The 25202-nt window shown below is 51.2% G+C and carries 25 protein-coding genes, 1 tRNA gene and 1 pseudogene; all 27 read right to left on the reverse strand.

Going from position 1 to position 25202, the window contains the following annotated elements:
• Positions 1-195: 195 nt before the first annotated feature.
• The 27 genes and pseudogenes from J2S20_RS10915 to J2S20_RS12355 all read right to left on the reverse strand — a co-directional run bounded on the left by J2S20_RS10915 (position 196) and on the right by J2S20_RS12355 (position 25109).
• The gene (locus tag J2S20_RS10915; RefSeq protein WP_307255400.1) at positions 196-753 is read right to left on the reverse strand and encodes a TVP38/TMEM64 family protein; all 558 of its coding nucleotides are present in this window, start codon (positions 751-753) and stop codon (positions 196-198) included.
• An 8-nt stretch (positions 754-761) separates the two neighbouring features.
• A complete protein-coding gene (locus J2S20_RS10920) occupies positions 762-1217 on the reverse strand; it encodes a threonine/serine exporter family protein (RefSeq protein WP_106613093.1) in 456 nt (151 codons plus the stop codon).
• Positions 1210-2016 (reverse strand): threonine/serine exporter family protein, encoded by an 807-nt coding sequence (locus J2S20_RS10925; RefSeq protein WP_307255401.1) that lies wholly within the window; start codon positions 2014-2016, stop codon positions 1210-1212. The genes J2S20_RS10920 and J2S20_RS10925 overlap by 8 nt, the downstream gene beginning before the upstream one ends.
• A 273-nt stretch (positions 2017-2289) precedes the next feature.
• Positions 2290-3492 (reverse strand): ABC transporter permease, encoded by a 1203-nt coding sequence (locus J2S20_RS10930; RefSeq protein ID WP_307255402.1) that lies wholly within the window; start codon positions 3490-3492, stop codon positions 2290-2292.
• Positions 3493-3534: 42 nt separating this feature from the next.
• Positions 3535-3969, reverse strand: coding sequence for an FMN-binding protein (locus J2S20_RS10935; RefSeq protein ID WP_170065424.1), 435 nt, complete (start codon positions 3967-3969; stop codon positions 3535-3537).
• A 23-nt stretch (positions 3970-3992) separates the two neighbouring features.
• A complete protein-coding gene (locus tag J2S20_RS10940; protein ID WP_307255403.1) occupies positions 3993-4703 on the reverse strand; it encodes an ABC transporter ATP-binding protein in 711 nt (236 codons plus the stop codon).
• Positions 4704-4724: 21 nt separating this feature from the next.
• A complete protein-coding gene (locus J2S20_RS10945; protein WP_307255404.1) occupies positions 4725-5876 on the reverse strand; it encodes an ABC transporter permease in 1152 nt (383 codons plus the stop codon).
• Positions 5866-7149, reverse strand: coding sequence for an ABC transporter permease (locus J2S20_RS10950; protein ID WP_307255405.1), 1284 nt, complete (start codon positions 7147-7149; stop codon positions 5866-5868). Before J2S20_RS10950 ends, J2S20_RS10945 begins: the two co-directional genes overlap by 11 nt.
• Before the next feature lie 26 nt (positions 7150-7175).
• Positions 7176-8408, reverse strand: a complete 1233-nt coding sequence (locus J2S20_RS10955; RefSeq protein ID WP_307255406.1) for a Fe-S-containing protein — start codon at positions 8406-8408, stop codon at positions 7176-7178.
• A 112-nt stretch (positions 8409-8520) separates the two neighbouring features.
• The gene (locus tag J2S20_RS10960) at positions 8521-9207 is read right to left on the reverse strand and encodes an iron transporter (protein WP_307255407.1); all 687 of its coding nucleotides are present in this window, start codon (positions 9205-9207) and stop codon (positions 8521-8523) included.
• Positions 9208-9223: 16 nt separating this feature from the next.
• Positions 9224-10576: an FTR1 family iron permease gene (locus J2S20_RS10965; RefSeq protein WP_307255408.1), complete on the reverse strand. Its 1353-nt coding sequence runs from the start codon at positions 10574-10576 to the stop codon at positions 9224-9226.
• Between the two features lie 14 nt (positions 10577-10590).
• The gene (locus tag J2S20_RS10970) at positions 10591-11289 is read right to left on the reverse strand and encodes an ABC transporter ATP-binding protein (RefSeq protein ID WP_106613083.1); all 699 of its coding nucleotides are present in this window, start codon (positions 11287-11289) and stop codon (positions 10591-10593) included.
• Complete coding sequence (locus J2S20_RS10975; RefSeq protein ID WP_106613082.1) at positions 11289-11696, reverse strand: DUF4418 family protein; 408 nt, start codon at positions 11694-11696, stop codon at positions 11289-11291. Before J2S20_RS10975 ends, J2S20_RS10970 begins: the two co-directional genes overlap by 1 nt.
• Before the next feature lie 260 nt (positions 11697-11956).
• Positions 11957-13276 carry a M18 family aminopeptidase gene (locus tag J2S20_RS10980; RefSeq protein WP_307255409.1) on the reverse strand — a complete coding sequence of 440 codons (1320 nt, stop codon included), beginning with the start codon at positions 13274-13276 and terminating at the stop codon, positions 11957-11959.
• A gap of 242 nt (positions 13277-13518) precedes the next feature.
• A complete protein-coding gene (locus J2S20_RS10985; RefSeq protein WP_211292302.1) occupies positions 13519-14034 on the reverse strand; it encodes a DUF6935 domain-containing protein in 516 nt (171 codons plus the stop codon).
• Positions 14035-14221: 187 nt separating this feature from the next.
• Positions 14222-15841, reverse strand: coding sequence for a hypothetical protein (locus tag J2S20_RS10990; protein WP_307255410.1), 1620 nt, complete (start codon positions 15839-15841; stop codon positions 14222-14224).
• Positions 15842-16157: 316 nt separating this feature from the next.
• Positions 16158-16745 carry a hypothetical protein gene (locus J2S20_RS10995; protein ID WP_106613097.1) on the reverse strand — a complete coding sequence of 196 codons (588 nt, stop codon included), beginning with the start codon at positions 16743-16745 and terminating at the stop codon, positions 16158-16160.
• On the reverse strand, positions 16705-16845 hold the full coding sequence (locus J2S20_RS11000) for a MerR family transcriptional regulator (RefSeq protein ID WP_170065422.1): 141 nt from the start codon (positions 16843-16845) through the stop codon (positions 16705-16707). Before J2S20_RS11000 ends, J2S20_RS10995 begins: the two co-directional genes overlap by 41 nt.
• 134 nt (positions 16846-16979) lie before the next feature.
• Positions 16980-18230, reverse strand: a complete 1251-nt coding sequence (locus tag J2S20_RS11005; protein ID WP_106613096.1) for an RtcB family protein — start codon at positions 18228-18230, stop codon at positions 16980-16982.
• Positions 18231-18293: 63 nt separating this feature from the next.
• A complete protein-coding gene (locus J2S20_RS11010; protein ID WP_307255411.1) occupies positions 18294-19793 on the reverse strand; it encodes a DUF2828 family protein in 1500 nt (499 codons plus the stop codon).
• 45 nt (positions 19794-19838) lie between these two features.
• Positions 19839-19902 (reverse strand) — tRNA-Gln (locus tag J2S20_RS11015).
• 408 nt (positions 19903-20310) lie between these two features.
• A complete protein-coding gene (locus J2S20_RS11020; RefSeq protein ID WP_106613078.1) occupies positions 20311-21222 on the reverse strand; it encodes a WYL domain-containing protein in 912 nt (303 codons plus the stop codon).
• Complete coding sequence (locus tag J2S20_RS11025; RefSeq protein WP_106613077.1) at positions 21219-22463, reverse strand: WYL domain-containing transcriptional regulator; 1245 nt, start codon at positions 22461-22463, stop codon at positions 21219-21221. The genes J2S20_RS11020 and J2S20_RS11025 overlap by 4 nt, the downstream gene beginning before the upstream one ends.
• 21 nt (positions 22464-22484) lie before the next feature.
• Positions 22485-23030 (reverse strand): O-acetyl-ADP-ribose deacetylase, encoded by a 546-nt coding sequence (locus J2S20_RS12385; protein WP_307255413.1) that lies wholly within the window; start codon positions 23028-23030, stop codon positions 22485-22487.
• 549 nt (positions 23031-23579) lie between these two features.
• A pseudogene (locus J2S20_RS12390) lies at positions 23580-24293 on the reverse strand (ADP-ribosylglycohydrolase family protein); the annotation flags it as partial.
• Positions 24294-24380: 87 nt separating this feature from the next.
• On the reverse strand, positions 24381-24680 hold the full coding sequence (locus J2S20_RS11040; protein ID WP_307255412.1) for an SLOG family protein: 300 nt from the start codon (positions 24678-24680) through the stop codon (positions 24381-24383).
• A gap of 111 nt (positions 24681-24791) precedes the next feature.
• Positions 24792-25109, reverse strand: coding sequence for an N-formylglutamate amidohydrolase (locus J2S20_RS12355; RefSeq protein ID WP_416389008.1), 318 nt, complete (start codon positions 25107-25109; stop codon positions 24792-24794).
• Between the last annotated feature and the right edge of the window lie 93 nt (positions 25110-25202).

The raw sequence follows: 25202 nt of genomic DNA on the forward strand, positions 1-25202 counted from the left end.
CCCGTTTTACTTGGTTTGGTTCTTCTTTTGAAATTCTTTTTAGAATTTTCAGGGTTGTGTGTACTGTCTGATCTTTGATTTTCAAGGTTCTGTGCTGACCTCGCTCGAGGCGAGCTTGTACACTATATCATCGTCTCTTATTTCCGTCAAGGGGTATTTATATTTTTTCTTCTTTTATTTATATTTTCCCTTCTTTTATCTGTTTTCCCTCTGCTGCTCTACCTCCTTCATGACCCTATTGGAAATAATATACAGCAATACAAGTATGACTGCTGCAAGCAGTAAAAAGCACGGATTTTGCTCTGCTGCGCGCAATGCCCCGCCAAAAACAGAAAGAGATCCGATCATCACTGCCTTTGCAGGGTATAGAGTCAGAAGAAAACGGCGGCGCGGATAGGCACAGATCCCAAAAGCAAAGTTCAGAAACGCTGAGGGCGTAAAAGGAAGCATCGCAATCAAAAAGAGCGTGGGCAATCCAATTCGATTTACAAGACAAACTGCCCGGGAGATTCGCTCTCCGCCCAGCAGTCGCCTGACCCAGCGCAGGTCAGAAACCAGATGAAACAGGAGAAATACCACCGTGCAGCCCGCGCAGGTTCCAAGCCAGCTATATAAAAAGCCACGCAGCACTCCAAAAGACGCAACATTCAGCCCCACAACCGCAGTGAGCGGTATGGGCGGGATGATCGCCTCCATCGCTGCAAGAAAAAGCGCAGCGATGGGATCGAGCCCTCTGATTAACTCACTCAGCATCTCCCATATCATCTGTGTTTCCTCTCCCGAAGACGGAGCACATTCCTCCGCATCGCAAAATATGCCCAGACAAGGCTCATTCCTGCTGCAATTCCAAGCGCAAACTGTACCGTAAGCGAACTGTAATGGCGCGCAAGCTCTGCATCTCCCTGCACGGTATAACTCATAGTGTAATAGAGATTTCCTCCCGGAACCAGCGGAAGCAGACCTGGAATCAGAAACAGAGTCGCAGGAGCCCGCTCTTTTCGCGCAAGCAACTCTGCATACAGTGCAATGGCCACAGCTGCAACGAGACTTGCTATAAATATACTGTCCAGTCTGGAAAGAGACAAAAGATAGACTGCCCAACCCCAGAAAGCTCCAATTGCTGCCGGAAGCAGGTGACGCGGCTTCAGCCGAAAGCTCAGAGAAAAGCCGATTGCCAGCGTAAAGGACATAAAAAGCTGCACCCACATCTTAGACATATAGACCTCCCATCAGCACGATGGCCGCCATGACTCCGCAGGCTATGGCCCCCGCCCACAGGAAACATTCAACCAGCCGCATCACCCCTGAGATTGTATCACCGACAAATATATCTCGCACTGCATTTGTCATGGCGAGTCCTGGAATAAGAAGCATGATATCACCTATCATGATATGATCTGCATTCAAAAAGGGCAGAAGACGTCCTGCCAGCACGGCTGCAATTCCCAACAGAAAAGATGCAATCAGATTGAACACCACTGTATTGGGAACAATCTCCTGTGTCTTTCGCTGCACAACGACAATTACCAAACCGAACGCAGCTGCAATCGTCGCGTCTTTAAGGCTCCCGCCAAAAAAGACTGCACAGCTGCCCGCACCGAGCATTGCGCCAAAAAGTCCGGATAGATTCTCTCTCTCCTTATCACTGATCTCTTCAATGCGCCGCTCCAGCTCCCGCACCGAGCAGGGGGACTCACAATAAGAACGACTCAGCGAATTCAGCTCCTCAAAGACAGCAAAATTAATGCCGCTCCTCGGGTGGATCTGCCGGGTCTGCGTCGTCTCTTCCCCATCCGAGAATACCATCGTAATCACAATACTGGAGGTAATCACAAAGACATTCATGCGCCGTGCACCATAGGCGCGCCCCATACGCTCCAGCGTATCCTCCACGCGACTCACCTCTGCACCACAGGAGAGCAGAAGTTCCCCGAGATCCATCAGCTGATGAAGCAGAAAGCTCCGCTCCCGCTCCAGTTTTTTTTCTCTATCCAATGCCTCTGTGATATACTGCATCGTTCTCTCCATCCCGGTACCAGCATTCCAAGAATACCCGAGAGTACTCCTCCCCCATTCCGCACTCCCATCCTTCCCGTGGCGTCACTTCGTGCCCCATGGCGGCGGGTCATAAACCCTTTTTCACTCCAGCGGGCAAGCACGCCGTATGAAAAAGCCTTTGACTTTGATATCATTTTATCACAGAAGGGGATTTTACAACAGCGGGCGGATACAAACGGCCGACGCCACAGATTACTCCACGGCATCGGCCACAATTGATATATTCAAAAATCAGTCATTTTCCCGGCTCACAAGCGCCAGCTCCTTCTGATTCAGCTCGCGCAATGAAAAAATCGCTGCGAGCGGGCCCATTAGCGTACCCACGAGCAGTGCCGCGGCAAAGAGCAGCAGAAACACAGAAACTCCCGGTGTCAGGAAAGGCATACGCAGAAGCTTACTGAAGGCCGGTCCGAAGAGCAGAGCCACCGCAGCCCCCAGCACAGTTCCGCAGAACGCGCCCCCCGCATTGATGAGCAGGATCTCCGTAAGACATATCGCTCTCAGCTTTTTTCTCCCGGCTCCCAGCACGCGCAAAGTGGCAAATTCCCGGCGGCGCTCCCGCAAGCTTATAGAATAAACCAGCATCAGCACAACAAAGCTCAGCAGCCAGAGCAGCGCGATAAGTACATACACATAGAAAAGCAGATTCTGAAGATTTGCAGAGACCTCCGACATCATCTGCTTGGAGAGCAGCGGATAGACCCCCTCTCCCCGGAATTCCTCTGTAACAGCGGTCTGCACTGCCTTCGGGTCCGCGTCCTTCTGCAATCGCACCATTACTGAGGAAATCAGTCTCTCATCCTCCGCAACAGGAGTTTCCAGAAGCTTTTGAAACTCTGAGGCCAGAACTCGCGTTGTCTCCATGTCCATAAACACAGAAGTATCGAAGCCCATTCCGGTTTTTGCAAGTCTTCCCTTGATCTTGAAGGGCCTTCCGAAAAATTTTACCTCCGAATTGTAAGTCCCCTCAATGCTCGCACCGACAATGATCTCTCCCTCCTTCAGCGGCAGCTTCACCTGTGAGCTCAGCCACGGAACCACCGAAAAATCCGTGTCAAAATCCACCCCGATGAGCTGCAGCGGGTAGGAACAGCAGCCCGCGGAGAGTGTCGCGAGAAAGATCTGCGGCGAGGCCTCCTCCACTCCCGGAAGCGCGCGCACGCGCTCCGCAACGCTCTGATCAAAGAAAAAGCTGTTGGGCTCCCCGCGAAGAATAGCCCCCGTAATCTTTGAATCATACCCCTCCGGGACAACAATCAGATCTGCTCCCATGCGCCCGGAGAGCGAATGAATTCCATTTTTAAGACTCAGGATCAAAAAACTGCTGAGAAACAGCACAAAGCAAAGTATCGCCGTGAGCGCCATGAGCCCGTATGCGCGCCCCGGCTTATTCCTGATATTTCGTCTTGCGAGCCCCATAGCGCCAAGTCCCATGCTGTTTTCCCCCTCTCTTTTTAATATATTTCCACTCGGATATCACTCCGCTGCCTTCAGCGCCTCGCGCGCAGCCTGCACGAAGGCATCATGAGAAAGCGTGGCACCACTGATGGAATCCACACCGTCCGGCGTCTGTGCGGCAATCAGCATTTCCGGAAACTTTGCCGTATTCTCCACCGAAGCCTGCGCGATTCTGTACAATCCGGGATTGGTTGCCCCCTCCGAGGCCTTTCCATACTCCTTCCCTTTCTCGCTTCCATCCTTATCCAGATTCTGCATTTCTACTGCCGCAATCTTTCCTCCGGAAACCGTAATATCCAGACGTATGATTCCGCCGATTTCCTCCGGCACTGCCTCTGCACTGTAGTGGCCATCCTTATAATGCGGTACCGTATTCTCCTGCTTTTTTCCGCCGCAGGCAGAGAGCAGACAGATAACGAGGATGATGCCGGCACAGAGCGATTTCTTCATCATAATACACGCCTTCCTTTCTGTACTCATGCTCCAAAATCTGCAAACGCTCCTGCCGTGACGACAGGCCGCTGCCTTTTCTTCTTCTCCTCACGGGCGATGCGCCCATGCTCCAGTACCACCATGCGCTCCGCCTCATCCCCCACCTCCGGGTCGTGCGTGACTACAATGATCGTACTTCCCGCATTATGAAGCTTTTCAAATATATCCATCACAATAAATTCATTTTTCTCGTCCAGATTTCCCGTCGGCTCATCCGCCAGGAGTAAAGCCGGATGATTAATCAGGGCACGGGCAATACATACACGCTGCTGTTCTCCTCCCGAGAGCTGGTTCGGCAGATGCTTTGCCCGCTCAGCAAGCCCCACTGCTGCCAGCGCTTCCATCGCCTCCTCCTCGTCCGGCATGGAGTGATAGTACTGTGCCATCATGACATTTTCCAGCGCAGTCAGATAATTCACCAGATGAAACTGCTGAAATACCAGACCGATCTTATCCCTGCGGATGCCGGTGAGCTCGCGCGGTGAGAGCCGCGACACATCCGTGCCATCCAGAATCACCTCACCTACAGACGGCTTATCCATGCCGCCTATGATATTCATCATTGTCGTCTTTCCACTGCCGGAGGGGCCCATGATCGCAAGCCACTCTCCCTTTTCCACCCGGAGATTAATGCTGTCGAGCGCCTTTAACTCCCCGTAGATTTTTGAAACATCTCTCAGTGTCAGTATATCCATAGTGTTCTCATCTCCTCTGTATTACTCCCCGCGCAGCACCAGTGCGGGATCTATATCCACCGTCTTGCTCACCGGTACCAGGCAGGCTGCTACCGTGATCACAACAGAAACCAGCACTGTGACCGGGAGCAGGGGCAAAAGAAAGCTCACCTCACGCGAAAACACACTGAGGCTCACACGGAGCGCAAAGAGATAGCCAAAGCCTGCACCCAGCAGTCCCCCGAATGCACCGAGCATAATCCCCTCTCCGAGAAAATCCGTGACAACACTCTGGTTGGAGGCCCCCAGAGCCTTTTTTAAACCGATCTCCCGCCTCCGCTCCGTAACCACTGCCATCATGGTGGTTGATACGCATATCATCATGATGCAAAGCACGATCACCGTGACAATCCAGACAAGGGACTGCAGCTTCTTTAGCACTGTGTCCTGCGAGGCTGTGACGCGCCGCACTGTCTGCGGCAGCAGAGAAGCATCCCGCGAGGCGATATGCTCCACCAGCTGCTGAAGCTCCGCCTGATCCGCCTCCACGCTGCATTCCACAACATCCAGATCCCGTTCTCCTATGATGGAATGCAGATCTTGAAGGCTCATGAAGATCAGAGATTCTTCCTCGCCCCCCGTAGTGACAGTCCCGGATACAGTAAAATCTGTCGCTGTCTCGGAGCCGTCCCCCTTCGGCGTATTGACCGTAAACTTATCTCCGACAGAGAGCCCGATTGCCTTTGCAATCTCATGCCCAAGCAATACCTCTCTGGAACTCTCCGGCCAGCTTCCGTGTATCAGCCAATAGGGGCCGTTGCTTCTTGCCCCATCCATGTCTGTGCCCGCGATGATATAGGGCTGCTCGTTGATCTTTGCATTCTGATAAATATAGGGAGCGACGCCGACAAGCTTCTCCTCCGGAATACTCTCGCGTATCTCCTCAAGCTGTGCTTCCGTGATTTTCTTCTCCGTGTCCGCAGGCATGACCAGCATGTTTGCGCCGTAAGAACGGAATTCCTTTCCCATCTGCCGCGGAATATCATAGTAAATAGTCACAAGCCCCGAGAGTACCGTGGCTCCCATGGCGATCGCGAGCAGAGCTGTGACCATGCGTGAACGCCTGCGGGACAGAGAGGCCGTGACCATACGCCAGTACATGGCCCTCCGGGTGATTTTCTTCTTATTTTCCATGCAGCACCTCCGTCGGATTCAGATGCAGAAGATAACGTATCGCCGGAATGCTTCCGAGCAGAGTCACAAAGAAAATCAATATGACGACGATGGGAATGACCATGGCAGTCGGAGGAATCGAGGAACCAAATACGCTGAATCCGATCACCTGCGTGAGCAGCAACCCAACAAAGTAACCGATCACGCCTCCGAAAACGCCTGTGATCATAATCTCTGTGAGTATCGTTCCTATGATGCGTCCGTTTTCTGCCCCCAGAGCCTTCTGAAGACCAATCTCCGTGCGCCGCTCCATAACTCCGGCTGTGACAAGATTCGAAATACCAAGCGCCGAACCGATGAGACTCAGAATCGTGATCAGCACCATGAGCAAGGTCGTCTTGTTCAGAATATCTCCCTCCGACTCCGCCACCTGACGTATAGGCTTCGCCACAGAATCTGTGATAACCTCCTGAATCTGATAGCAGATCGCGCTGACATAGGCCGTGCAGTACCAGACTTCCCATTCCTTCACCGTGAGACTGAGCGGATTTCTGGCAGCCTTCCGAGCCAGATCATTGTCCGGCGTTGTGAGTGCACTCACCTCTATGCTGCTCACGACATTATCCCTACCGGCAAAGGCCTGTGCAATCTTCAGTGGCGCATAGATATACTGATCTTCATCACTTCCGGCACTGAAGATCCCCTTCACTATCACTGTCTTCGTGAGCTGAGGCGAACTGAGCTCTATTCTGTCCCCGACGCTATAATTATTGCGGAGCGCATAGACTGCGCCCAGCAGCACCGCATCCTCGTCCGTATCCTCAAGCCACTCCCCCTGAAGTTCCCACCAGCTTTTCAGCTTCCTCATCCCGGTGTCCAGAGACTCCCCGGTCGGCAGATTCATATGATGTGCAAACCATGTCCCAACAAGTCGTGTGCTCTTCGCATCTCCGTCCGCCTTCACCCATGTATTAAAATAGGGCGTATAATCCACAATATTGAAGGCCCAGAAGATGGTCTTGATGTTTCCGAGCTCATCCTCCTTCAGGTACTCCTGCGCCTGTCCCTCCTGTTCTCTGACGCCATAAATATCACCGAGAAGCGAGGCTCCCTTCGGCACCACATTGATATTCGCGCCATAGGTCTTCAGCTCCTGATTCACCTTATCTCCGACGCCGAGCATCGTGTTTAACATGGAGGTGGAGAGGCATACGCCCAGCGCGATTGTAAAGGCAATCATCAGCATCTTGCTCTTCTGCCGGAAGATTGCCCCCGAAATCATTCGTAAAAACATCCTTTTCTCCTTATCCGGCCCGCACGCTAACGAAATACATAAGACAGAGAATCGAGCTCCGCTGTCTCTATCTTCAGCTTCTGATCATGAACCATATACTTAAACGGTATGGGGTTGCATCCTCCTGCAAAGCCTATGGTTCCCTTGTTCATCACGACGTCACAGAGCTTGCAGACCACCTGATCCTTTCGCTCAAAGTACCCGCTCGGCCCGCAGATCTCACAGGCATCCAGCCCGACGCCATAGGAGCCGGGAGCTTTTTTGATCACAATAAAGCGCATCTCGATATTGTCTGAAGCCGTATAGAGATAGCGATGCAGATGCCCGTCCTCCAGATCCTCAAGCGGAACGACAATCATCCCATCCTCCATTGTGTAATTCTCCGGTGCGGAGAGCGGAACCTCCCGTCCCGCATAGCTCTTCACCGCAGTGATGGATAACAGATCCGTCACAATAAGCAGCAGAAAAAACTGTGCCCATTGTCTCCTCTTGCGCTTAACGTAGCGAAGCTTTCGAAGCTCCGCGCGATTGCGGTACGGCTCTGTGATTTTCATATTGTTCTTCCAGAGCAGCAGCGGCACAATCGCCAACAGTGCAAATTGAAGGAAATCAAAGTATGCTGCATGATTGATGATCCATGCGAGCCCCGCAAAAATCCACGGTTTCCGGGGTATAAGCCGCAGTGAATAGAGGCGCTGCACAATCACTGTAAGCTGGGTAAGCCCACGAATTATGAGCAACAGCCCTACAGAGGCAGTGAGCTCAGTTTCGGTTAAGCTCTCGCCGCAGCGATACACCGCAAGACCAGAGAGCAGCATGAGGAGCAGTGCCAGCGCATAGCCGATGATGCGAAACAGCACCGTTGTACTGACTGCACTCTCTCCGTAATAAACAAAAGAGTTCAACTGCGAGAGCACCGGTGGCAGATAGTAAAAAAAAGAGCTGATACAGTAGACAGAAAGAAATACCGTAAAGAGACACTCAAAGAGCCACTCCCATCTGACAAGCATGCGCCGCTTCAGTGCCATGAGCAGCAGAAGCCCCAGAAGCGATGCCACAACAGGAATCATGCTGAAAAAACTGAGTGAGGTCCGATTGATAAAATTTGGAATACTCCGGATAATCGCCGATACCGCAGCAGCTGCAACCCCTGCCGCAAGACAGAACAGAAGTACAATCCGCTTCTTCATCTCCCCGCGCGTCCTGTAATAGGCAAAGAGTATTCCCATCAGGGCGGCAAAGGAAATCCCTGTCTCCATTATTTTCACAAAAATCTTAAGAATATGCTCACCTCCGCATCACACAGGCGAAGGAATTAGATATACTCCAATTCCTTCGCCTGAGATTGAATCTATCCAATTCTGTTCAGCATTACCACTGCGGGCCGGCCCACTCAAACTCTGTCCACTCAGCAACAAGCGGCTCAGTCCAGAACCTTCCGGTCACGCCCGTCTCCTTGTCGACGTGCAGCAGATAATCATTGCCCGGCGCGCTGACCTCAAATTTCACATCATATACGCCGAGGCCGTCCTCAAACTTGAAATTTGCACCGTAGTGCGGGCCATCAGAAGCATTCATCGGCATAAAAGCAACTTCCTGAACCTTATCGGAGCCCTGCTTCTGCACATAAGCCTTAACCTGCAGCCACGGAACGAAATCGCCAACGCCATAGCCGAGGGTAGCCCCCTCCGGACCAGCAGTGATATCTGCCTCGATGTGGCAGTCTGCCTCCTCCTTGGAAAGGCTGTTGCCCGCAGGCTCCATATCAACCGGCTGGAAGTAAACGCCGGAGATGATGAGCGGCCCAACCTCCTGATCGTCTCCAATCGGGAACTCCTCAAAGCCCGCATCCTCGCCCGGAGCGGCAACATCTGCTGCCTCCGCACTCTCCTCTGCAACCTTCTCCGCTTCGGTCTCCGCCGCAGTCTCAGCAACCGTAGTCTCAGCAACCGTAGTCTCAGCCGGCGCTGCCGTCGTTGCCGGAGCAGCGTTGCCTCCGCAGGCGGTGAGTGCGAGCGCACCTGCCACCAGTGACATCATAAGACTCTTTCTGAACATAAAAACGTACCTCCCTTTACATTTGATTTTGCTGCGGCTGATTCTTCATCAGCGCAGCTCGCTTCTTTGCGTTATTTTTCAGCTGGTAAATATACGTGACAATTGTAATTACCAGCAAAATAACCTGAGGAACCAGAGTTTCATAGCGGTCGTAGATACCAAAGAGTTCTATCGTAAAGCCGTTCATTCCAGTGATGATCGTTCTGCCTATCACATCCGCCTCCTGAAGCTCAAACACGCCTTTTCCGATAAAGGAAATGCAGAGCAGAAACATGAGCCAGCTCGTAAATGTGAAGAAGGGCTTCAGTGGCAGGCGCACACTGAGCTTTGTAATCGCCACATAGACCACAGCGAGGACAATCACAGCCACCGCAAGACCACCCCAGAGCATATGCGGGTTGTTTGCAATATTGGAACGCATGCCCTGAAAGAAGAGGATGAGCTCCGCTCCCTCCCGTGAAACCGCGAGAAACGCAGAGAAGGAAAGTGCATACATGCTGCCCTTCGTGAGCGACTGCTCCACCTTATCCTTGATGTATTGGCTCCAGAGCTCCGTCTCCGACTTCGAGAGCATCCAATTGCTGACATAAAACAGCACCGCAACAGCCAGAAACATCGTGAGTCCCTCAAAGACTTCCTGTCCCAGACCGGACTCGGCCTCTCCGACACTCGCCGCCAGCATATTAAAGATAAATGCCAGCACAGCACTGAAGACCACCCCCAGCAGGGCTCCGATATAAACGCTGCGCAGATATTTTTTATTATCTGTCTTCACAAGATAGGCTATGATTGCAGCGATCACCAGTATCGCCTCCAGCCCCTCACGAAGCGTGAGACCCAGCACAGCGATAAAGGTCTGCCATCCCGCTGCCCGTGCAGCCGTTGCAGGATTGTCCTTCACGGACGCCTGCGCGCTTTCAGCGCTTCCCTCTCCGGACTCCGCTTTTTTTCCTCCATCCAGAAAAATCGCATCTTCTACGAGCATCTGCTTCAGCGTTTCCGTACTCTCTCGAAACTCCTCCGGAGTTCCCTTGTCGCGTATCACCTTCTTTACCAGATAGAACTGGTGCTCCACCTCCGAGCCGCGGCTGCCGGAAATGGCCGCCATCACCGTCTTCTCAAAGCCGAGCTTTTCATAAAACTTGTAATAGGCAACATTTACCTCCTCTGTCGCCCGCTTGCCGGCGCCATCACCACCATCCTCATAGATCTCGACTGCGCTGTCCAGCACCTCTCCCATGGTTGCCGCAACCGCTTCCCAGTTATCGTATTTCGTCTCCGCAAAGGCCGTAAGACTTTCCGCCAGCAAAAAAACAAATGCGAGCAGCAGTGCCACCCCAGTTCTTCTGACTCTTCTGAACTGATACATCCTTCCCCTCTTTTCTATGCATTTTCCAATTTTCCATCGCGCATACAGAGTACGCGGTCCGCGTGGTGCAGAATCTCTTCCTCATGCGTCACAATAAGCAGCGCAGTTCCGCGTTCATGTACCCGCCGGAGAAGCTCCATGATCTCAGCGCTGCTTCCGGCATCCAGATCGGCCGTCGGCTCGTCTGCGATGAGCACGCTCGGCTCATTCATCAGCGCCCGCGCCAACAGAGTGCGCTTCAGCTCTCCACCCGACAGGCTTCTCGGAAACTCATCCCTCAAATCAAGGATTCCCATCTGATCCAGAAGAACAGCCGCGCGCTGAAGCGCTGCCGCACTCCTCTCACTCCCGCCCCATCCGTTTTTTTTTGTCTCAGAGAGACAGGCCGGCAGCGCCACATTCTCCATCACCGTAAGATTTGGAAGAGTTCCAAGCTGCTGCGGCACATAGCCGATATCCAGATTTCTGTAGCGGTCGCAGCGCTTCTCATCCCAGCTCCCGAGCAGTTCTCCGCGAAAGCTTATTTCTCCCGACGTTGGCTTCAGAAAACCTGCCAGCAGATTCAGAAAGGTCGTCTTCCCGCTTCCGGAGCGCCCGGTGATATACAGAAACTCACCCTCCCGCATCGCGAAATCAAGATTCCTCAGCGCCGCAAAGCTGCGCCCGCCGCGCAGAAAGCACTTTGTAAGTCCGCTTGCCTTGAACAGCTCCATCAGGCTGCGCCACCGTCTGCACGATAGCGCAGCAGATAGAAAGCGCTGATCAGAAAATACAGAAGCGAGAGCAGATATACCGCAGGTCTCACATAGAGATTACAGCTCATGGTATGCATCTTGCATCCGCCAATCAGGCGAAAGGCCAGCGCAAATATGAGCAGTGCCAATGGCAGATTTGCGAGCGCCAGTCCATATGCCACCGCCCGGTTTCGGACAAACATAAAGAACAGCGCAATAGATACCCCGAGTGCCCCACACCCCCGCACCGCCTGTCCCATCCAGTGGCACTTCATATATCCACCGTCCGCCTTCAACGGGCAGATCGGCAGAAGCCCCCCCGGCGTCAGTACAATCAGCAGCGCCAGGCATAAAAAGATTCCTCCAAATAACCATCTGCGATTCATTTGAATTCCCCCTCTGTTGATTCTAATCGTTGTCTTAGTTCCAGATAACCATTCTCTCAAAAAAATCAACTGATCCTAGGATCAACTGACTTTATGTGCTGGGTGACTTTAATTAGAATTAACTAATCACTTGAGTTAGTATAACACAGATCAGAATGCTGTCAACGTGTTTTTTAGGCTGATCTAACTATAAGGTAAAATTTCCTGTGAACAAAGCAGCCGCCCGTTTTACGGGCGGCTGCTGAAAATTAGTTTGAAGCTTAGAAACGGAGCTTGTAGTTTCCATCTCCCACTCCCTCAACAGAGGAGGAAAAGAGCAATTTTGCCGCTTCAATCAGATATGCAGTGTCGCGACTTCCCGCCGTCTCGTAGGAGGAGTGCATGGCAAGCTGCGGAAGACCGATATCCACAGTATTTAAAGCGACCTGCGTATTGGAAATGTTTCCAAGCGTAGAACCGCCCAGAATATCCGAGCGATTGGTAAAGACCTGCACCGGAACATTCGCCTTTTCACAAATCGCACGGAAAATCGCGCCGGAGATTGCATCCGTCGTATACTTCTGATTGGCGCTGTACTTGATCACAATGCCCTTGTTCATATACGGGCGGTTTGTCGGATCCGCCTTGCCCGTCTGATTCGGATGAACGCTGTGCGCATTATCCGCAGACACAAGGAAACTTGAGGCCAGCGCGCGGAGATAATACTCCTCATCGTGGCCGAGCGCGGCATTGATCCTGTGCAGCACATCCTTTAAAAAGGTAGATTCCGCGCCTTGTTTGGTGCCGCTGCCGACCTCCTCATTGTCGTAGACACAGTGCACCGCCACGCTGTCCTTCGGCTCTGCCTGAAGGAATCCCTTCAGAGAGGAAAAGGCACACTGCAGGTCATCCAGACGACCGCTGCTCAGATACTCCCCATTCGCCCCGACAAGACGGGCCTTCATACGATTGTACAGGAAGAGATCTGTGTCCAGTATCTCCTCCGGTTTCACCCCAGCCGCCTCTGCAATCAAGGTCTCAAAACGCCCCTTTGCATCCTCGCTGTCACCAAAGAGCGGCAGCATATCTACCTGTGCGTTGTAGCTGTAGCCCTCATTCACCTGGCGATTCATATGGATCGCCAGATTCGGAATGATCATAAGATCGCGGTCAATATTGATGAGGCGCGTCTCTATTCCTTCCGCCGTGCGGACAACCACACGCCCCGCGACCGAGAGCGGCCTGTCAAGCCAGGGCGCACAGAGCATACCGCCGTACTTCTCTACATTCAGCTTGATATACTGCTTATCAATCTCTATCTCCGCATTGGGTTTGATCTTAAAGGCGGGTGAATCGCTATGGCTCGCCATGATCTGAAAGCCGAGAAAATCCTCTTTCGGAACCCGGAACGCGATGAGCGCGGAGTCATTTCGACTCACATAGTAGCCCTTTCCGGCCTCCAGCTTCCACGGCATCCCCTCGCAGAGCAGCTCATATCCCTGTGCCTTCAGTATCCCCTTCATGTTGGCTACAGCCCAGAACGCATTTGGACTGGAATCCAGAAACTCCATCAGTTCCTGATTCACCTGCTGAAACTGCATATCCTCATCCTCCCTCATTGGTTGTCAGGTATTTGGCCCTCTCCGATCATCCATTCGGACCTTTTGTATCATACCATCTCGCTGCCGCTCGATGGGTTTTCTCGTCAAAACTCCATTTGCGCAAGCGCATGGAGTCTTTCCTCGTTATTTTACCATATCTCTACTACTTTGTGGTTGAGGATATATGAACACCACGCTTGAAACATATCCATAAATTAACGCTTACCAAGCCAGCTTCTTTTTCAGTTCCAGGGATCACTGCTTGCCGGAACGCGGATCCCACCGAGCAGCATCTGCTGTGTGAGGAACCACTCCCCGGTCGATTTCTTCTGCCGAAGCTCAATTGGGCGAGGGCTGTCCGCTCCGCCGCTCTTTACATAGAGCTTTAAGTACCCCTGACTCTCATTGTCCCTGCTGTAGGGCGTCTCGATAATCACGATACTGTACGGAACACTGGGCTGATAATCATTTTCCGGTGTCGCTCCCTCATAGTAGGAGCGCGGCACATAGTCCTTGTCAAAAAAGCGGTCTCTCAGAAACTGCTTGTCATAATTGGAGAGCTCTCCCGGCCCCATCAGAAAATTCAGCATGGCAATCGCATCGTCTTTATTCTTCGGATATCTTGCCAACGCGGCCACAACCAATGCAGCTGTCATATGCGGATCTCTGAGTGCTCCCTCCTCCATGGACTCAAGATCTTTCAGATTCTGCGGGAGACGATCCATCTTTACCGGATATCCTGTGCTTCCACCTGCCATTCTCTTTTCTGCTCCTTTCACAAAAACTTTATCCCAGTCAACTTCTGCTGCCTGCACATCCTCCCGACCGGCAGAATATTCTTCTGTATATGCGCTGTTCTGGCCTCGAAATCTTCTCTCCGCCTTTACATCCTGAGTTCCAGAAAGGAACAGCATGAAGATTACTGCCAGCATAACAGCAAACGACCTAATCATGTATCTTAGCGATCATATCCCTGATCACCTGATGGGTACATTGCGCGAGATCGTTAGGATCATTCTCACCGCTGCCGCACTCAACACTCAGCTCTAAACCCTCGTATCCGCCTATCTTTTTTCCAAAAGATATATAATAATCCACCTTTGCTCCTCCCAGAGGCATATTAGACTCTATGATCTCCTGCACCTCAAAAGTCCCAATCTTCTCTTTCTTCTCCTCTACCTCCGTATCCATCCCCTTCGAAATATCCAAGATCATATCATAGGCCATTTGCAGTGATTCCTTCGTCGGGAACGGTTGAATATCAATGTAGACCATATAAATATCCGAGTCTAAAGACACAATTCTGCTTCCGTCCTCCCGCTTCAGAATATTATCCGGATAGGGCAGGAAAAGCTTTCCTTCATCATTGATATCACAATCGACAAAAGTTGCTGCAAAATCAAAATATCCCAATTCTCCGATCGGCGCCCCTTCCATGGGTTCCATCTGAGCATGAGCGCTGCCTTCCGAGCCACCTGAGGTTCCAGCCTCGTCTCCCTCAAATGTATCCGGCATACTCTTTCCCGCCTCTATCATAGGAAGGTACCAGTCATAATAACCTGCGGGCAGCTCCTTTTTCTTTGCCGCAACATCATCCCAGCGCTCGCCCCAGGGCTTCATATATACTGCGTAAGAGAGCTCGTCCCCATCGCTATTATAATCTCCAAGAATCTCTATAAAATGCTTATAACCCTCTGCTTTATTCTGCTCCACAGTTGCAGGATCAATAATCCAGTCCGCATGCCCGATCTGACCATCCATAAAGTAACCCGACTCCGAGACAGCAGCCCCGTTCTCAGAAATCCCTCCCTGAGCTGTGATCGTCAGCACCGTCTCAGAGACAGGATCATTCAGCGGCAGATCCTGATCCCAGATCACCATGCTTGCCTTTCCATCTGCATCGAGCTTAATACGGCCCATGCAATCATATCGAACGTCTTCAAAACCTGCCCAGTAGCCCTCTCCCGACCGGATCTCCCAGTAACCGTAGTAATCGCCGTTCCAGTATTCCTGAATCCCCTTCTCTGCAGAATCCTTTCCCGCAGTCAGTGGCTTTTTACCCTTGCTCTCTTTTTCTTTTGTCTCTTTCCCCTTTGTATCCTTTCCTTCAGTCTCTGCAGTGCCCGCACCGGATGCAGCCTCAAAAATCATTTCTGTTTCATCCTGAATCAGAGAAAGTCGGCCATCCTTCATCTTCAGTACAAAGTTTTCCTTTTTCCCCTCATCTTCCAGGGAGCCCTTTCCTTCTCCTTCACCAGTGGCCCCCCAGATCACGGGACATGTTTCTCCCATCATTTCCAGGCTGCCTGTGCCATCCTCCAGAAGAGAGAGACTTATCGTCATACCCATCTCCTTAAGCATCTGCATCATATCTTCATCTACGGTATCGTCCTCATCCGATCCGATCATCTCTCTGGCATCCCATTTCCCTACAAAGGCTTTTTTATAATCCTCCTTCCCCTTTCCGGATCCACCTCCGCAAGCCATAAGGCCAATGACCATCACAATGGACAGAGCAATACTCATCCACCTTTTCAAGCTGCTCTTACTTCCTGTATTTGCCATCCCGTCTCCTTTCTTCGCTTTTGTCCCGCAAAGGTTACTGTATATATTCCATGAATGTTTTGTAAACAGTCTACCAGTTTGGTATCTATAAAATCTATGGTACCCGGGATACTTTTTGGCTATTTGGGCAGAAAACAGGCAGAGATGAGCCTGTCAAAACAGGTACACCTCTGCCTGTATGATATTTGTTCTCCCTCCCGCCTACAAAACAGGTCTCAGAAGTCGTAACAGTACTTACAACGGACTCGAAAGCCACTACAGCATAATCACCCCACGGCTTTTTATTCATTTTTACTTATTCCAATAGAAAATATATTTAATTATCTAAAGAGGTGAATTCTGCGCCCAACAGTTGCAATTCCTCTGCGTGGGCCTTCATTCCCTCAATACAGATACCAGATACTTCTTTAATATCCATGCCCAGCATCTCACAGCCTCTTAGAATTAATGGACGATCACATTTTGCGGCAAAACGCTTATCCTTCCATTTTTTCATAAAGCTCTTTACTTCCATATCCTGAATACCATGGGGCCGCATCCGGGCGGCTGCCTGAATAATTCCGCTTAGCTCATCTACGGTAAAAAGGCTCTTCTCCATATTGGTCAGCGGCTCAACTTGAGTGCAGATGCCATACCCATGGCTCAGGATAGCCCGTACATCCGCCTGTGGTACCCCTGCCTGCAAAAGAGCTTCCTCCGTATGGGCCAGATGCTCTCCGGGATATTTTTCATAATCATAGTCGTGAAGATATCCCACCGCCTCCCAGTGCTCTTTCTCCTCACCGAAATGATCTGCCATCGCCCCCATACAGGCTGCGACATTTGCCGCATGAAGCTTTAAATGCTCCTCGGTGACCATAGTATCATTCAGCCTTCTGGCCTCCTCTATCGTTAATCTCTCCATAAACATACCACCTCCTCGCATCACATTTTCCCGCTCTCTCATAATAACAAAGAATGTCCGCAGTTACATCGTATTTCTTACAGACTTCTCTGATAGTCATCCCTTACTCTTCTGACTTTTCTTTAAGCCTTCTACAAGAGTTCCTGATGATACTCGTCAGCTGATTGCCGATCTGTATCGCAATAAGTACATGAAAAGCAGAGAGACGGCGTGATACCGTCTCCCACAGTATTCTCAGGCAGATTCTTTCTTCTTTTTCCAAGGAACATCCTCGTCCCCTGCCTTGAAGTTATAGACCGGCTTCATGATGTCGATGATATCTACGGTGTCCCGAATCACATCAATGATGTCTTCCAGCGACTTATACGCCATCGGTGCCTCATCAATCGTGCTCTCGCTGACGGAAGTCGTATAGATACCCACCATGGAAGCCTTGTACTCCTCCATGTTCAGCGCCTTCTTTGCTTCTGTTCTTGACATCAGCCTTCCCGCGCCGTGAGGAGCAGAATAATTCCACTCAAGATTCCCTCTGCCGGATGCCAGCACCGATCCGTCACGCATGTTGATGGGGATCAGCACCCTCTCTCCCTCGTGAGCAGCGATCGCTCCCTTTCTCAGGATCATCTCATCGGTATCAATGTAATTGTGGATGGTGTGGAATCCATCCGTTCCGGTAAGGCCGGATCTCTCCAGCAGGATCTCCGCCATCTTCTCCCGGCTGCGCTTCGCAAACCGCTGGCAGATCTCCACATCGTGCAGATAGTCATCCAGGAAGCTTCCGTACAGCCAGCAAAGATCCGGTGGAACGGTAAGTGCCTTCGCGTGGAACTCATGGTCCAGCTCTTTCAGAGCCTTCTGAATCTCCGCGCGTCTTCCCTGCTCCTTATAGGTTCGTATAATCTCGTCACGCTTATTGAAATACTCCTCTTTTCCCATATGGAGATCGACTGTCAGATTCTGGTAAAGCTCCGCTACCTGCTTGCCGAGGTTACGGCTGCCGGAATGGATCACCAGATAGAAAGTACCGTCCGATGCCTTCTCAATCTCTATGAAATGATTTCCTCCTCCAAGTGTTCCCAGGGAACGCTCCAGTCTCTTTGCATTCCGAAGTGAACGGTAGCAGCGAAGATCGGTCAAATCGAAACGCTCTATCCGTCCCTCCCAGACATTCATTCCCGACGGGATGTAATGCGCCGCTGCATCCACCTTCTCAAAATCAATTTCTTTCTCGTTTATTTTTACGGTATACATTCCGCAGCCGATATCCACACCTACGATGTTGGGGCAGGCCTTATCGGTCACGGTCATCGTCGTTCCGATGGTGCAGCCTTTCCCGGCATGGACATCCGGCATGATACGGATCCGGCTCCCCTCTGTCAGCGGATAGTCGCACATGCGGCGGATCTGATCAATTGCGCCGTCATCCACAACCTTTGCGTAACACAGGGCCGTATTCATCTTGCCCTTGATCTCAAACATCTCTATCTTCCTTTCAGACCGCACCGGGATTGTTCGATCCCGGCGCGGCTATCTTTCATCATTGAATTCCTATGCGGCTATGCAGGCGTAACGCTCACTCTGCAGAACCTCCAGCATAAAGGTATATGGGTTCAGTTCCCCTCCCGCAATCATGGAGAATAATCTCGGTGTCACTCCGGAAACCAGCGCTACCCCCTGTTCATTCTTCGTCACCGGCTGCTGACGGTTTCTGGATGCCACGTTCCAGAACACCACGTCCGGGAGCCTGTAACCGGCCGCTTTGAATTTGGCTCTTGCGTTTTCATAGTTTCTCGCCGAGGCATGATCTACACAGCTGTCAAACTCCATATCGGAAATGATGACCAGCTTTGCCGGCAGTTCCTCCTGGGTCACGTTGTTCTTTACCGCCGCGTTCAGAATCAGGTTAAAGACCGCTTCCAGGTTGGTATTGGCAATCTCGTTAAAGGATGCCGCATAGCGCAGCCTGTCGGCAAAGGTCTTCCCCTTGATCTCGATCAGCCTCGGATGCTCCGAAAACTCGATAGAGTGATTATGGAAAAGTCCATAGTTTCTCTCAGCAAAGTACAACCCAAGAGAAAGCGCCACCGCTGCCGGGAGCGGCTTCGAATCCATGTACATGGAACCGGAGGTGTCAACCACGGCCAGCATATTTTCCTTGCCGCCAAAGTCCGGCAGGGAATTCCAGGTCGCGTTCAGCACTTCTTTTTCCTCTGCGCTAATCTTACGCATAAAGCTTCTGTTACCATCCCCATATCCATGGAAATTCCAGCCCAGGAACGGCTCCACAAGCTCGTAAGGAGCAACATTGTCAGCGTGCAGCTTTGCCTCTCCTGTATTCACACGGGAGATAAACGCCTGATAACGATCTCCGTCATTGCGCAGGAAGGCTTTTCTGTATTTATACATCGCCCGGGAGGGCTGCTTCTCATAATCAAAAGTATAATCCTTCTCCCGGAGCGCATTCTCCAGAATGCTGATATGAGCGCGAAGTGCCACGACAGCTTTGCGGTAGTCCTTATCGGACAGCCCAAGCGCCCGCGCGACCTTTTTTCCCTGTTTCACCGTCTCCGCATTGGACGCGTTCACCGACGGCAGCCACTTTGCCATCAGGGATACCGGACGGCCATTCATCAGGTTTTCCAGATCTGCGGCAAACTGTGCACGGATCAGATCCAGCATGTCCTTTTCACAGGATGTTCCAAAGAGCGCCAGCAGGTCATCATAGCGACCATATTCCGCAATATATTTCATGTTCTTCTGCACCGTCTGCGGTTCATTTACCGCCAGCCAGTGCAAAATTGTGCGGAACACACGCCGCTCTCCCAGTCCGCCGCGAATGTCGCGTGCGAAGAAAAGGAGCTTCATGGCATAGTCCCGGTTCTCCGTAAAGGCACGCATAAACCGGGTCACGATCTCTTTATCGCTTTCACGCCGGAGTGCGCCGATGGTCGCAAACAGATCCAGACAATCGGAACCTGTTGTTTCATAGGTTGCCGCACCATTCTCCGTGTAAGTCTTATTCGCTTCGTTCTTCAGATAATCCAGCATGAAAGTCACTTCCCTTCCGTAAATATTAAAATCAAGGCACCATCGTTGTATCGGGATTCGGACCCGCGCCACCCGGCCAAGCCGGGTGCTCTAACCACTGAGCTATACATTCTTTGCTGTTGGTGCCTTTTACAAGATGCGATTTTTGGACACATGGCCGGGATTTCACCGACCGACAGCCTGCTTATAAGGCAGGTGTTCCTTAGTGGAACTAACGTGTGAGATCTCCTTAAATTGCTGTTCGCATCTTTAAGACAATTTGCAAGGCACCACCAGGACTTGAACCTGTACAGGTACGGCGAACCGTCCCTTCTCCCAATGATTTTGCTGTAGGTGCCTTTACAAGACGCGAATTATTGAGTGCATAAACGGACTTTCACCGTTTCAGCCCCTGCCCCGAAAGCAGGTGCTCCCTTATCGGAGCCAATGCAGGATCTCAAATTGCTGTATGCGTCTTTCGATGATGCCATTCTACCTTTCGGGATGCTCTTTATCACGGAAAAAAAGTTGCGAGATCTCAGATCCCACAACTTTTCTGCTTCATCAGCCGCTCTTTTATCAGGGCAACGAAAGATTCCGGCTCTACGACCCGTATCATCGGCCCGAAGGAAAGGATCCGGATAACAAGCTCGGTTTCATCATCCGCGTCGTACTTCACCGATACCAGATATTTGTTATCCTCCAGCCGCTCCGCCGATTTCTCAAAATGCGCGAAATGCAGGAGCACCCGTTCCAGGGCATTGCGCCGGTCTGTCAGCTCAAATGTCACCGTCCTGATGTGCTTTGGAGGAACATCGTCCGAGGGCACAAACGCGACAGCACATGGCCGGATACTGATGATCCGTCCAAGGTTTATAACCTCCCCAAATCGCCGTCCTTTCCCGATCAGCCGGAACTTGTCATCCTTTTCTGAATACTCCAGGTATTCCGGCATCATGGTGGTCTTCCGTGTCCGCCCGTTCTTCCGACTCCTGCTTTCCACAATAAGAGGATAATGAAGCCGCAGGGCATTCAGGATGATTCGGAAATGTTCCTGATAAGTCTCATCCTCATAGGGATCCCCATCCGAATAACTGTCGAATACAGCTACATCCTCCGGTGTAAACAGGGGTTCCACTTCCAGAAAATCCTGAAGAGTGATATCAAACAACCGAAATCTCGGATCGAGCGATATCGCCTTCAGCCACCGCTTCTGCAGGTTGGTGAGCGGCATGGTCGGCGAATACTCTATGATGGATGTTCCATCCGCATGAAGCAGCTGCCAGCGTTCTTCCCGTAGTGCCGGAAGCGCATTCAGCCCGCTTTCGGAAAATGCATGTCGTCCGATGATATCCAGCAGTTCACTCTGTGTGACCCGATGTTCCGCCGCAGCTGTAAGCACCGCCGCCATCGCATTGTAGTAGGCGCTGTAAAGCTCACTGAAAATCATGCTTCCTCACCGTCCTTCAACCCATACATCAGATACATTTCCTCGATATCCTGCTTAAACTGCTCTTCAAGTTCAGGATCGGAAAAATGAATCTCCGTAATCCGACAGATAAAAGTCCGGATCCACGGCACAAGCTCGCTTGCATCATAGACATCTGCAGAAAAACGGCTGCTACTTTCAGATATATGTTCCACGGTTCCGCAGCGCTTCTCCCGTTCCAGCCGCTGATGAATATGCTCCTCATCAGGTCCATACCGCACCGTAAACTCCACATGCTCCAGACGCTGTCCGGACCGGCTCTGTGTACTGACGCCCCACATGTGCGGAAGCATTCCCTTCAAAGTTTCACGGTGCTCATCAAACGAATCGCATACCTCATCAATCTTTACGGAAAGGATATTGTCTGTCCGGAATGACGTGACCCTCTCAAATCGGGGTACATATGCCATCAGATACTGCCGCCCGCTCTGGGTGCTCAGCATGATTTTCAGCGGCACCACATGATTTTCCTGTATCCGATCCCGCCGGCGGTTGATTGACTCAATGGTGATGTAGCGCTTATCCTGCATCGCCATGAACAGCGAGCAGACAATCTCCGAGTCCATGACTCCGGTAATGTAATGGTGCTTAAACCGGAAGTGCTCCTCATGTTCCCCGGTCTTATCCAGCAGGAAAGAACCGACCACCCCGCAGGGAACCGCTTCCGAGAAGAAGTCCAGCACATCCGTATCCGACATGGCTGCATCTTCAGCCCTCCGGTAATACATGGTTTTGCCCCGCTTTTCGGATACGATAAGGCCTTCGCTGACATATTCCTTCAGCTTCTTCCGAACCGTGGACTCATCAAACATCCTCGGCTCAGAAAAAGAGGACAGGCGCAGATCGATTTCATCTGTAATGTCCGCCAGCGTCATCCTGATCTCCGGAGAATGCAGGATATCAAGCAGGATAAAATGCAGCGTGATATTCCCATCTGTAAAGCTCTTCGCCTTCCATGCCTTGTATAGAGGATTGTGCCCGGAGATCCGGCTGTCGATGGAAAGAAATACATTCTTTCCATCCGCTGTCTGTCGAAATCGCATATGGTCTCCGAGCCAGCTTTCCAGTCTGCGCCGCTCATCATCATAGGAACGGGCGCTCTTTTTCGTAAATTCCTCGCGGCTGCGGAACCCGAAGACATAGAACTCCCGCATGTAGTCCCTGATGCGGTTGAAATTTTTAATCAGCTCTGTATATGCCATCTGGCTCCCACCACCTTTGTATTATTTATTTTTCAGTGCCCGAACTACATTCTGATAGGTTTCATGCATCCGTTCACTGAAACAGGATATAATCACCGCCATACCATAGTCTTCGTTCTCCGATAACCACTTACTGATGGCTCTTAATGCAATTACTGCCGCTTCCTCTGCAGGATATCCATAAACGCCTGTTGAGATTGCAGAAAAAGCAATAGAATGAATATCATATCGCTTTGCCAGCTCCAGGCTGTTGTAATAGCAGCTGTAAAGCTGCTCAGGGCATTTCCGGTTGCCTTCCTCATAAACTGGCCCGACCGTGTGAATAATGTACCGGGCTTTCAGTTTATATCCACCGGTAATCTTCGCTTCTCCGGTATTACATCCTCCAAGCGTCCTGCATTCTTCCAGAAGCTTTGGCCCGGCCGCCCTGTGTATGGCTCCGTCAACTCCTCCTCCGCCAAGAAGTGTCCGGTTTGCCGCATTGACGATGCATTCCACATCCAGTTTTGTGATATCTCCGACATCAAAGTAAATATGATTGTTCGGTCTGGATGCATCAAGCACCATTTTCAGCATATCCTTATTCAGGAATATGGGATTCTCCCACGGATTCAGAATCAGCCCTTTCTTTTCTTTATCTCCAAGTGCCACTTTGACTATATCTTTCAGCAGCTGATTGATGGACGATGAGCCTTCTCCTTTTCCTGCCTCGTTGTAATCGGTAAAGGCAGCATACCAAATTCCTCCGTCATGATCCGTAAGAGCCTGCGGTTTCATGCGAATTTCTTCTGAAGCCTGCAAGGTATCGCCCACCTTTACCTGGTTCAAATCACCCAGCATATCAAACGCTGACTGAGACATCTGAACCGGCAGGATGATCTCGCCACCTTCTGCAATTCTTTTTGCCATCAGATTCAGCAGGTTAAGATAGTTCTCCGCGCTGCCATCCTCATGAACTGCCTTCATCGCAGTGGCGAGCTCTCCATTTCCAAAATCATCCTCTGCGTGATCCTGAAATCTGCCGACAGCTTTATCAAACTTTTCCAGCACCGCCAGCATATCCTCTTCCAGGCGGCTCCGGCACTCTGCCATCATTCCAATCGGCACACCGTAAAACGCTTCCGCAATGCTGCCTGCAATACATGTGAGCGTGTCGCTGTCGCCTCCAAGAGAAACCGCTGTCCGGATCACATCTTCAAAATCATTCCCTTCCAGAAAGGCCGTGATTGCCTCCGGAACTGTCTCCTGACAGCTTTCCACATGATGATAATTCGGACGGATTTCATCACAGGTGCGACTCAGATCATATCCGAATTCCTGCGAAATGTATGTGCGTATCTCTTCCTTGGAGGCATGATTCCTCGCCATAAAGATCGCGCTGGCCGTCGCTTCTGCTCCTTTGATTCCCTCCGGATGATTGTGTGTAACCTCCGCAGTCAATGCCGCCATCTTGCGGGTGGTCGCAAAATCATCGTAAAGCCAGCCCGCAGAAGAAACGCGCATGGCGGCACCGTTGCCATAGCTCCCATACGATCCCATTTCATCTTCTTTCAGCCAGGTGATGAATCTCGCTCCATACCCCGCATAAGGATATTTCCTTCCCCAGCGACGCATGGAATCAATAAGCAGCGGCTTGACTGCGGTCTCATCATTTTCCTTTCCCTGATCACGAGCGTCCAGCAGCGCCTCCGCTACAGCGATCGTCATCACGCTGTCATCTGTATATCCCGATCCCCTGCTGAACAGCGGAAACTCTTTTGTCTTATCCCCCTGATCGAATTCATAAGGGGCACCGATCATATCACCAAGTAAAGCTCCGTACATTGTCATCCCTGCCTTTCTTTATTTCCAGCTCCGATTACATCTCAAGTACAGCGAATCGCTGTTTCAAAAAGGCCGCTTCGCGGGAGACACTTTTCATTTAAGCGACTCATAAGAAAAGATATGACACTCTGCCCCAGCCGCTTTTGCCTGCTTCAGCATGTTGCCGGTTCCGCGGCTCTCTCCATCCCAAAATGCCGCAACGACAGGAGTTTCTTCTTTTGCGTATTCCAGCATTGCACGGTTCCGAATCGGACCGGCCGCTCTCCCATACTTTTTCCATTCTGCCGGAAAAACTTGGATTTGGATCCCTTTTTCTGCCGCATACTGCTCAGCGAAGGTATCCGCACCTCTTGCATGACCGGAAACAAGCCTGATATTTTCGTAATATGTCATCTACCTGTCCATCTGGCTTTTGAAATAATCATAATCGTTAAAATCTACACCACCGCAGACAATCATCCTTGTTTCCACCTGAAGCCCTCTATACTTCAATCAGACCGCGTATCACGGTTCCCACTGCAGCTTTCGTAACATTATCGACAGAATGCGCCGTTCCCGATGATAGTACTTCATTGGAACCATCGTGCCGGCAAAAGGCTTGTTTATCGCCACGGAATATCCCATCCGCTTAAAGGCATTTTCCATATAATCGGAAAGCCACGACGGTGTATGGTATCCGGGATCTGTACCAATACATATATCCGGCCTCAAGAGAGAGCTTTGACCGTTGGACGCCGCTTCATACGGCAGCTGGTTTGAGGCAAAAGAATGGCAATCAATCAGCAATGCCGTTCCGGACTCCTCTCTGATCCGTGTAGTAATGTGGTCCTATGTCAAGAAAAAGTACAAGTTAAAAATGACCTTGCTCCTATGTAATGATATTCAGCCCGCAATTTTGAGTGATTTCTCCAGTTT

It is taken from the genome of Moryella indoligenes (genome assembly GCF_030812885.1).
Classification (GTDB): Bacteria; Bacillota; Clostridia; order Lachnospirales; family Lachnospiraceae; genus Moryella; species Moryella indoligenes.

Excerpts from the sequence above, each read along its gene's own strand:
- J2S20_RS10985 (WP_211292302.1), bottom strand. The coding sequence starts at position 14,034 with ATGGCAGGTGGAAGCACAGGATATCCGGTAAAGATGGATCGTCTCCCG.
- J2S20_RS10930 (WP_307255402.1), bottom strand. The coding sequence starts at position 3,492 with ATGGGACTTGGCGCTATGGGGCTCGCAAGACGAAATATCAGGAATAAG.
- J2S20_RS10960 (WP_307255407.1), bottom strand. The coding sequence starts at position 9,207 with ATGTTCAGAAAGAGTCTTATGATGTCACTGGTGGCAGGTGCGCTCGCA.
- J2S20_RS10970 (WP_106613083.1), bottom strand. The coding sequence starts at position 11,289 with ATGGAGCTGTTCAAGGCAAGCGGACTTACAAAGTGCTTTCTGCGCGGC.
- J2S20_RS11000 (WP_170065422.1), bottom strand. The coding sequence starts at position 16,845 with ATGACTATCAGAGAAGTCTGTAAGAAATACGATGTAACTGCGGACATT.
- J2S20_RS10940 (WP_307255403.1), bottom strand. The coding sequence starts at position 4,703 with ATGGATATACTGACACTGAGAGATGTTTCAAAAATCTACGGGGAGTTA.
- J2S20_RS10915 (WP_307255400.1), bottom strand. The coding sequence starts at position 753 with ATGCTGAGTGAGTTAATCAGAGGGCTCGATCCCATCGCTGCGCTTTTT.
- J2S20_RS10920 (WP_106613093.1), bottom strand. The coding sequence starts at position 1,217 with ATGTCTAAGATGTGGGTGCAGCTTTTTATGTCCTTTACGCTGGCAATC.
- J2S20_RS10965 (WP_307255408.1), bottom strand. The coding sequence starts at position 10,576 with ATGTATCAGTTCAGAAGAGTCAGAAGAACTGGGGTGGCACTGCTGCTC.
- J2S20_RS10990 (WP_307255410.1), bottom strand. The coding sequence starts at position 15,841 with ATGGCAAATACAGGAAGTAAGAGCAGCTTGAAAAGGTGGATGAGTATT.
- J2S20_RS10945 (WP_307255404.1), bottom strand. The coding sequence starts at position 5,876 with ATGGAAAATAAGAAGAAAATCACCCGGAGGGCCATGTACTGGCGTATG.
- J2S20_RS10950 (WP_307255405.1), bottom strand. The coding sequence starts at position 7,149 with ATGTTTTTACGAATGATTTCGGGGGCAATCTTCCGGCAGAAGAGCAAG.
- J2S20_RS11025 (WP_106613077.1), bottom strand. The coding sequence starts at position 22,463 with ATGGCATATACAGAGCTGATTAAAAATTTCAACCGCATCAGGGACTAC.
- J2S20_RS11020 (WP_106613078.1), bottom strand. The coding sequence starts at position 21,222 with ATGATTTTCAGTGAGCTTTACAGCGCCTACTACAATGCGATGGCGGCG.
- J2S20_RS10955 (WP_307255406.1), bottom strand. The coding sequence starts at position 8,408 with ATGGAGACAGGGATTTCCTTTGCCGCCCTGATGGGAATACTCTTTGCC.
- J2S20_RS10925 (WP_307255401.1), bottom strand. The coding sequence starts at position 2,016 with ATGCAGTATATCACAGAGGCATTGGATAGAGAAAAAAAACTGGAGCGG.
- J2S20_RS10975 (WP_106613082.1), bottom strand. The coding sequence starts at position 11,696 with ATGAATCGCAGATGGTTATTTGGAGGAATCTTTTTATGCCTGGCGCTG.
- J2S20_RS10995 (WP_106613097.1), bottom strand. The coding sequence starts at position 16,745 with ATGGAGAGATTAACGATAGAGGAGGCCAGAAGGCTGAATGATACTATG.
- J2S20_RS10980 (WP_307255409.1), bottom strand. The coding sequence starts at position 13,276 with ATGCAGTTTCAGCAGGTGAATCAGGAACTGATGGAGTTTCTGGATTCC.
- J2S20_RS10935 (WP_170065424.1), bottom strand. The coding sequence starts at position 3,969 with ATGATGAAGAAATCGCTCTGTGCCGGCATCATCCTCGTTATCTGTCTG.
- J2S20_RS11040 (WP_307255412.1), bottom strand. The coding sequence starts at position 24,680 with ATGACATATTACGAAAATATCAGGCTTGTTTCCGGTCATGCAAGAGGT.
- J2S20_RS12385 (WP_307255413.1), bottom strand. The coding sequence starts at position 23,030 with ATGGTGCTTGATGCATCCAGACCGAACAATCATATTTACTTTGATGTC.
- J2S20_RS11010 (WP_307255411.1), bottom strand. The coding sequence starts at position 19,793 with ATGCTGGATTATCTGAAGAACGAAGCGAATAAGACTTACACGGAGAAT.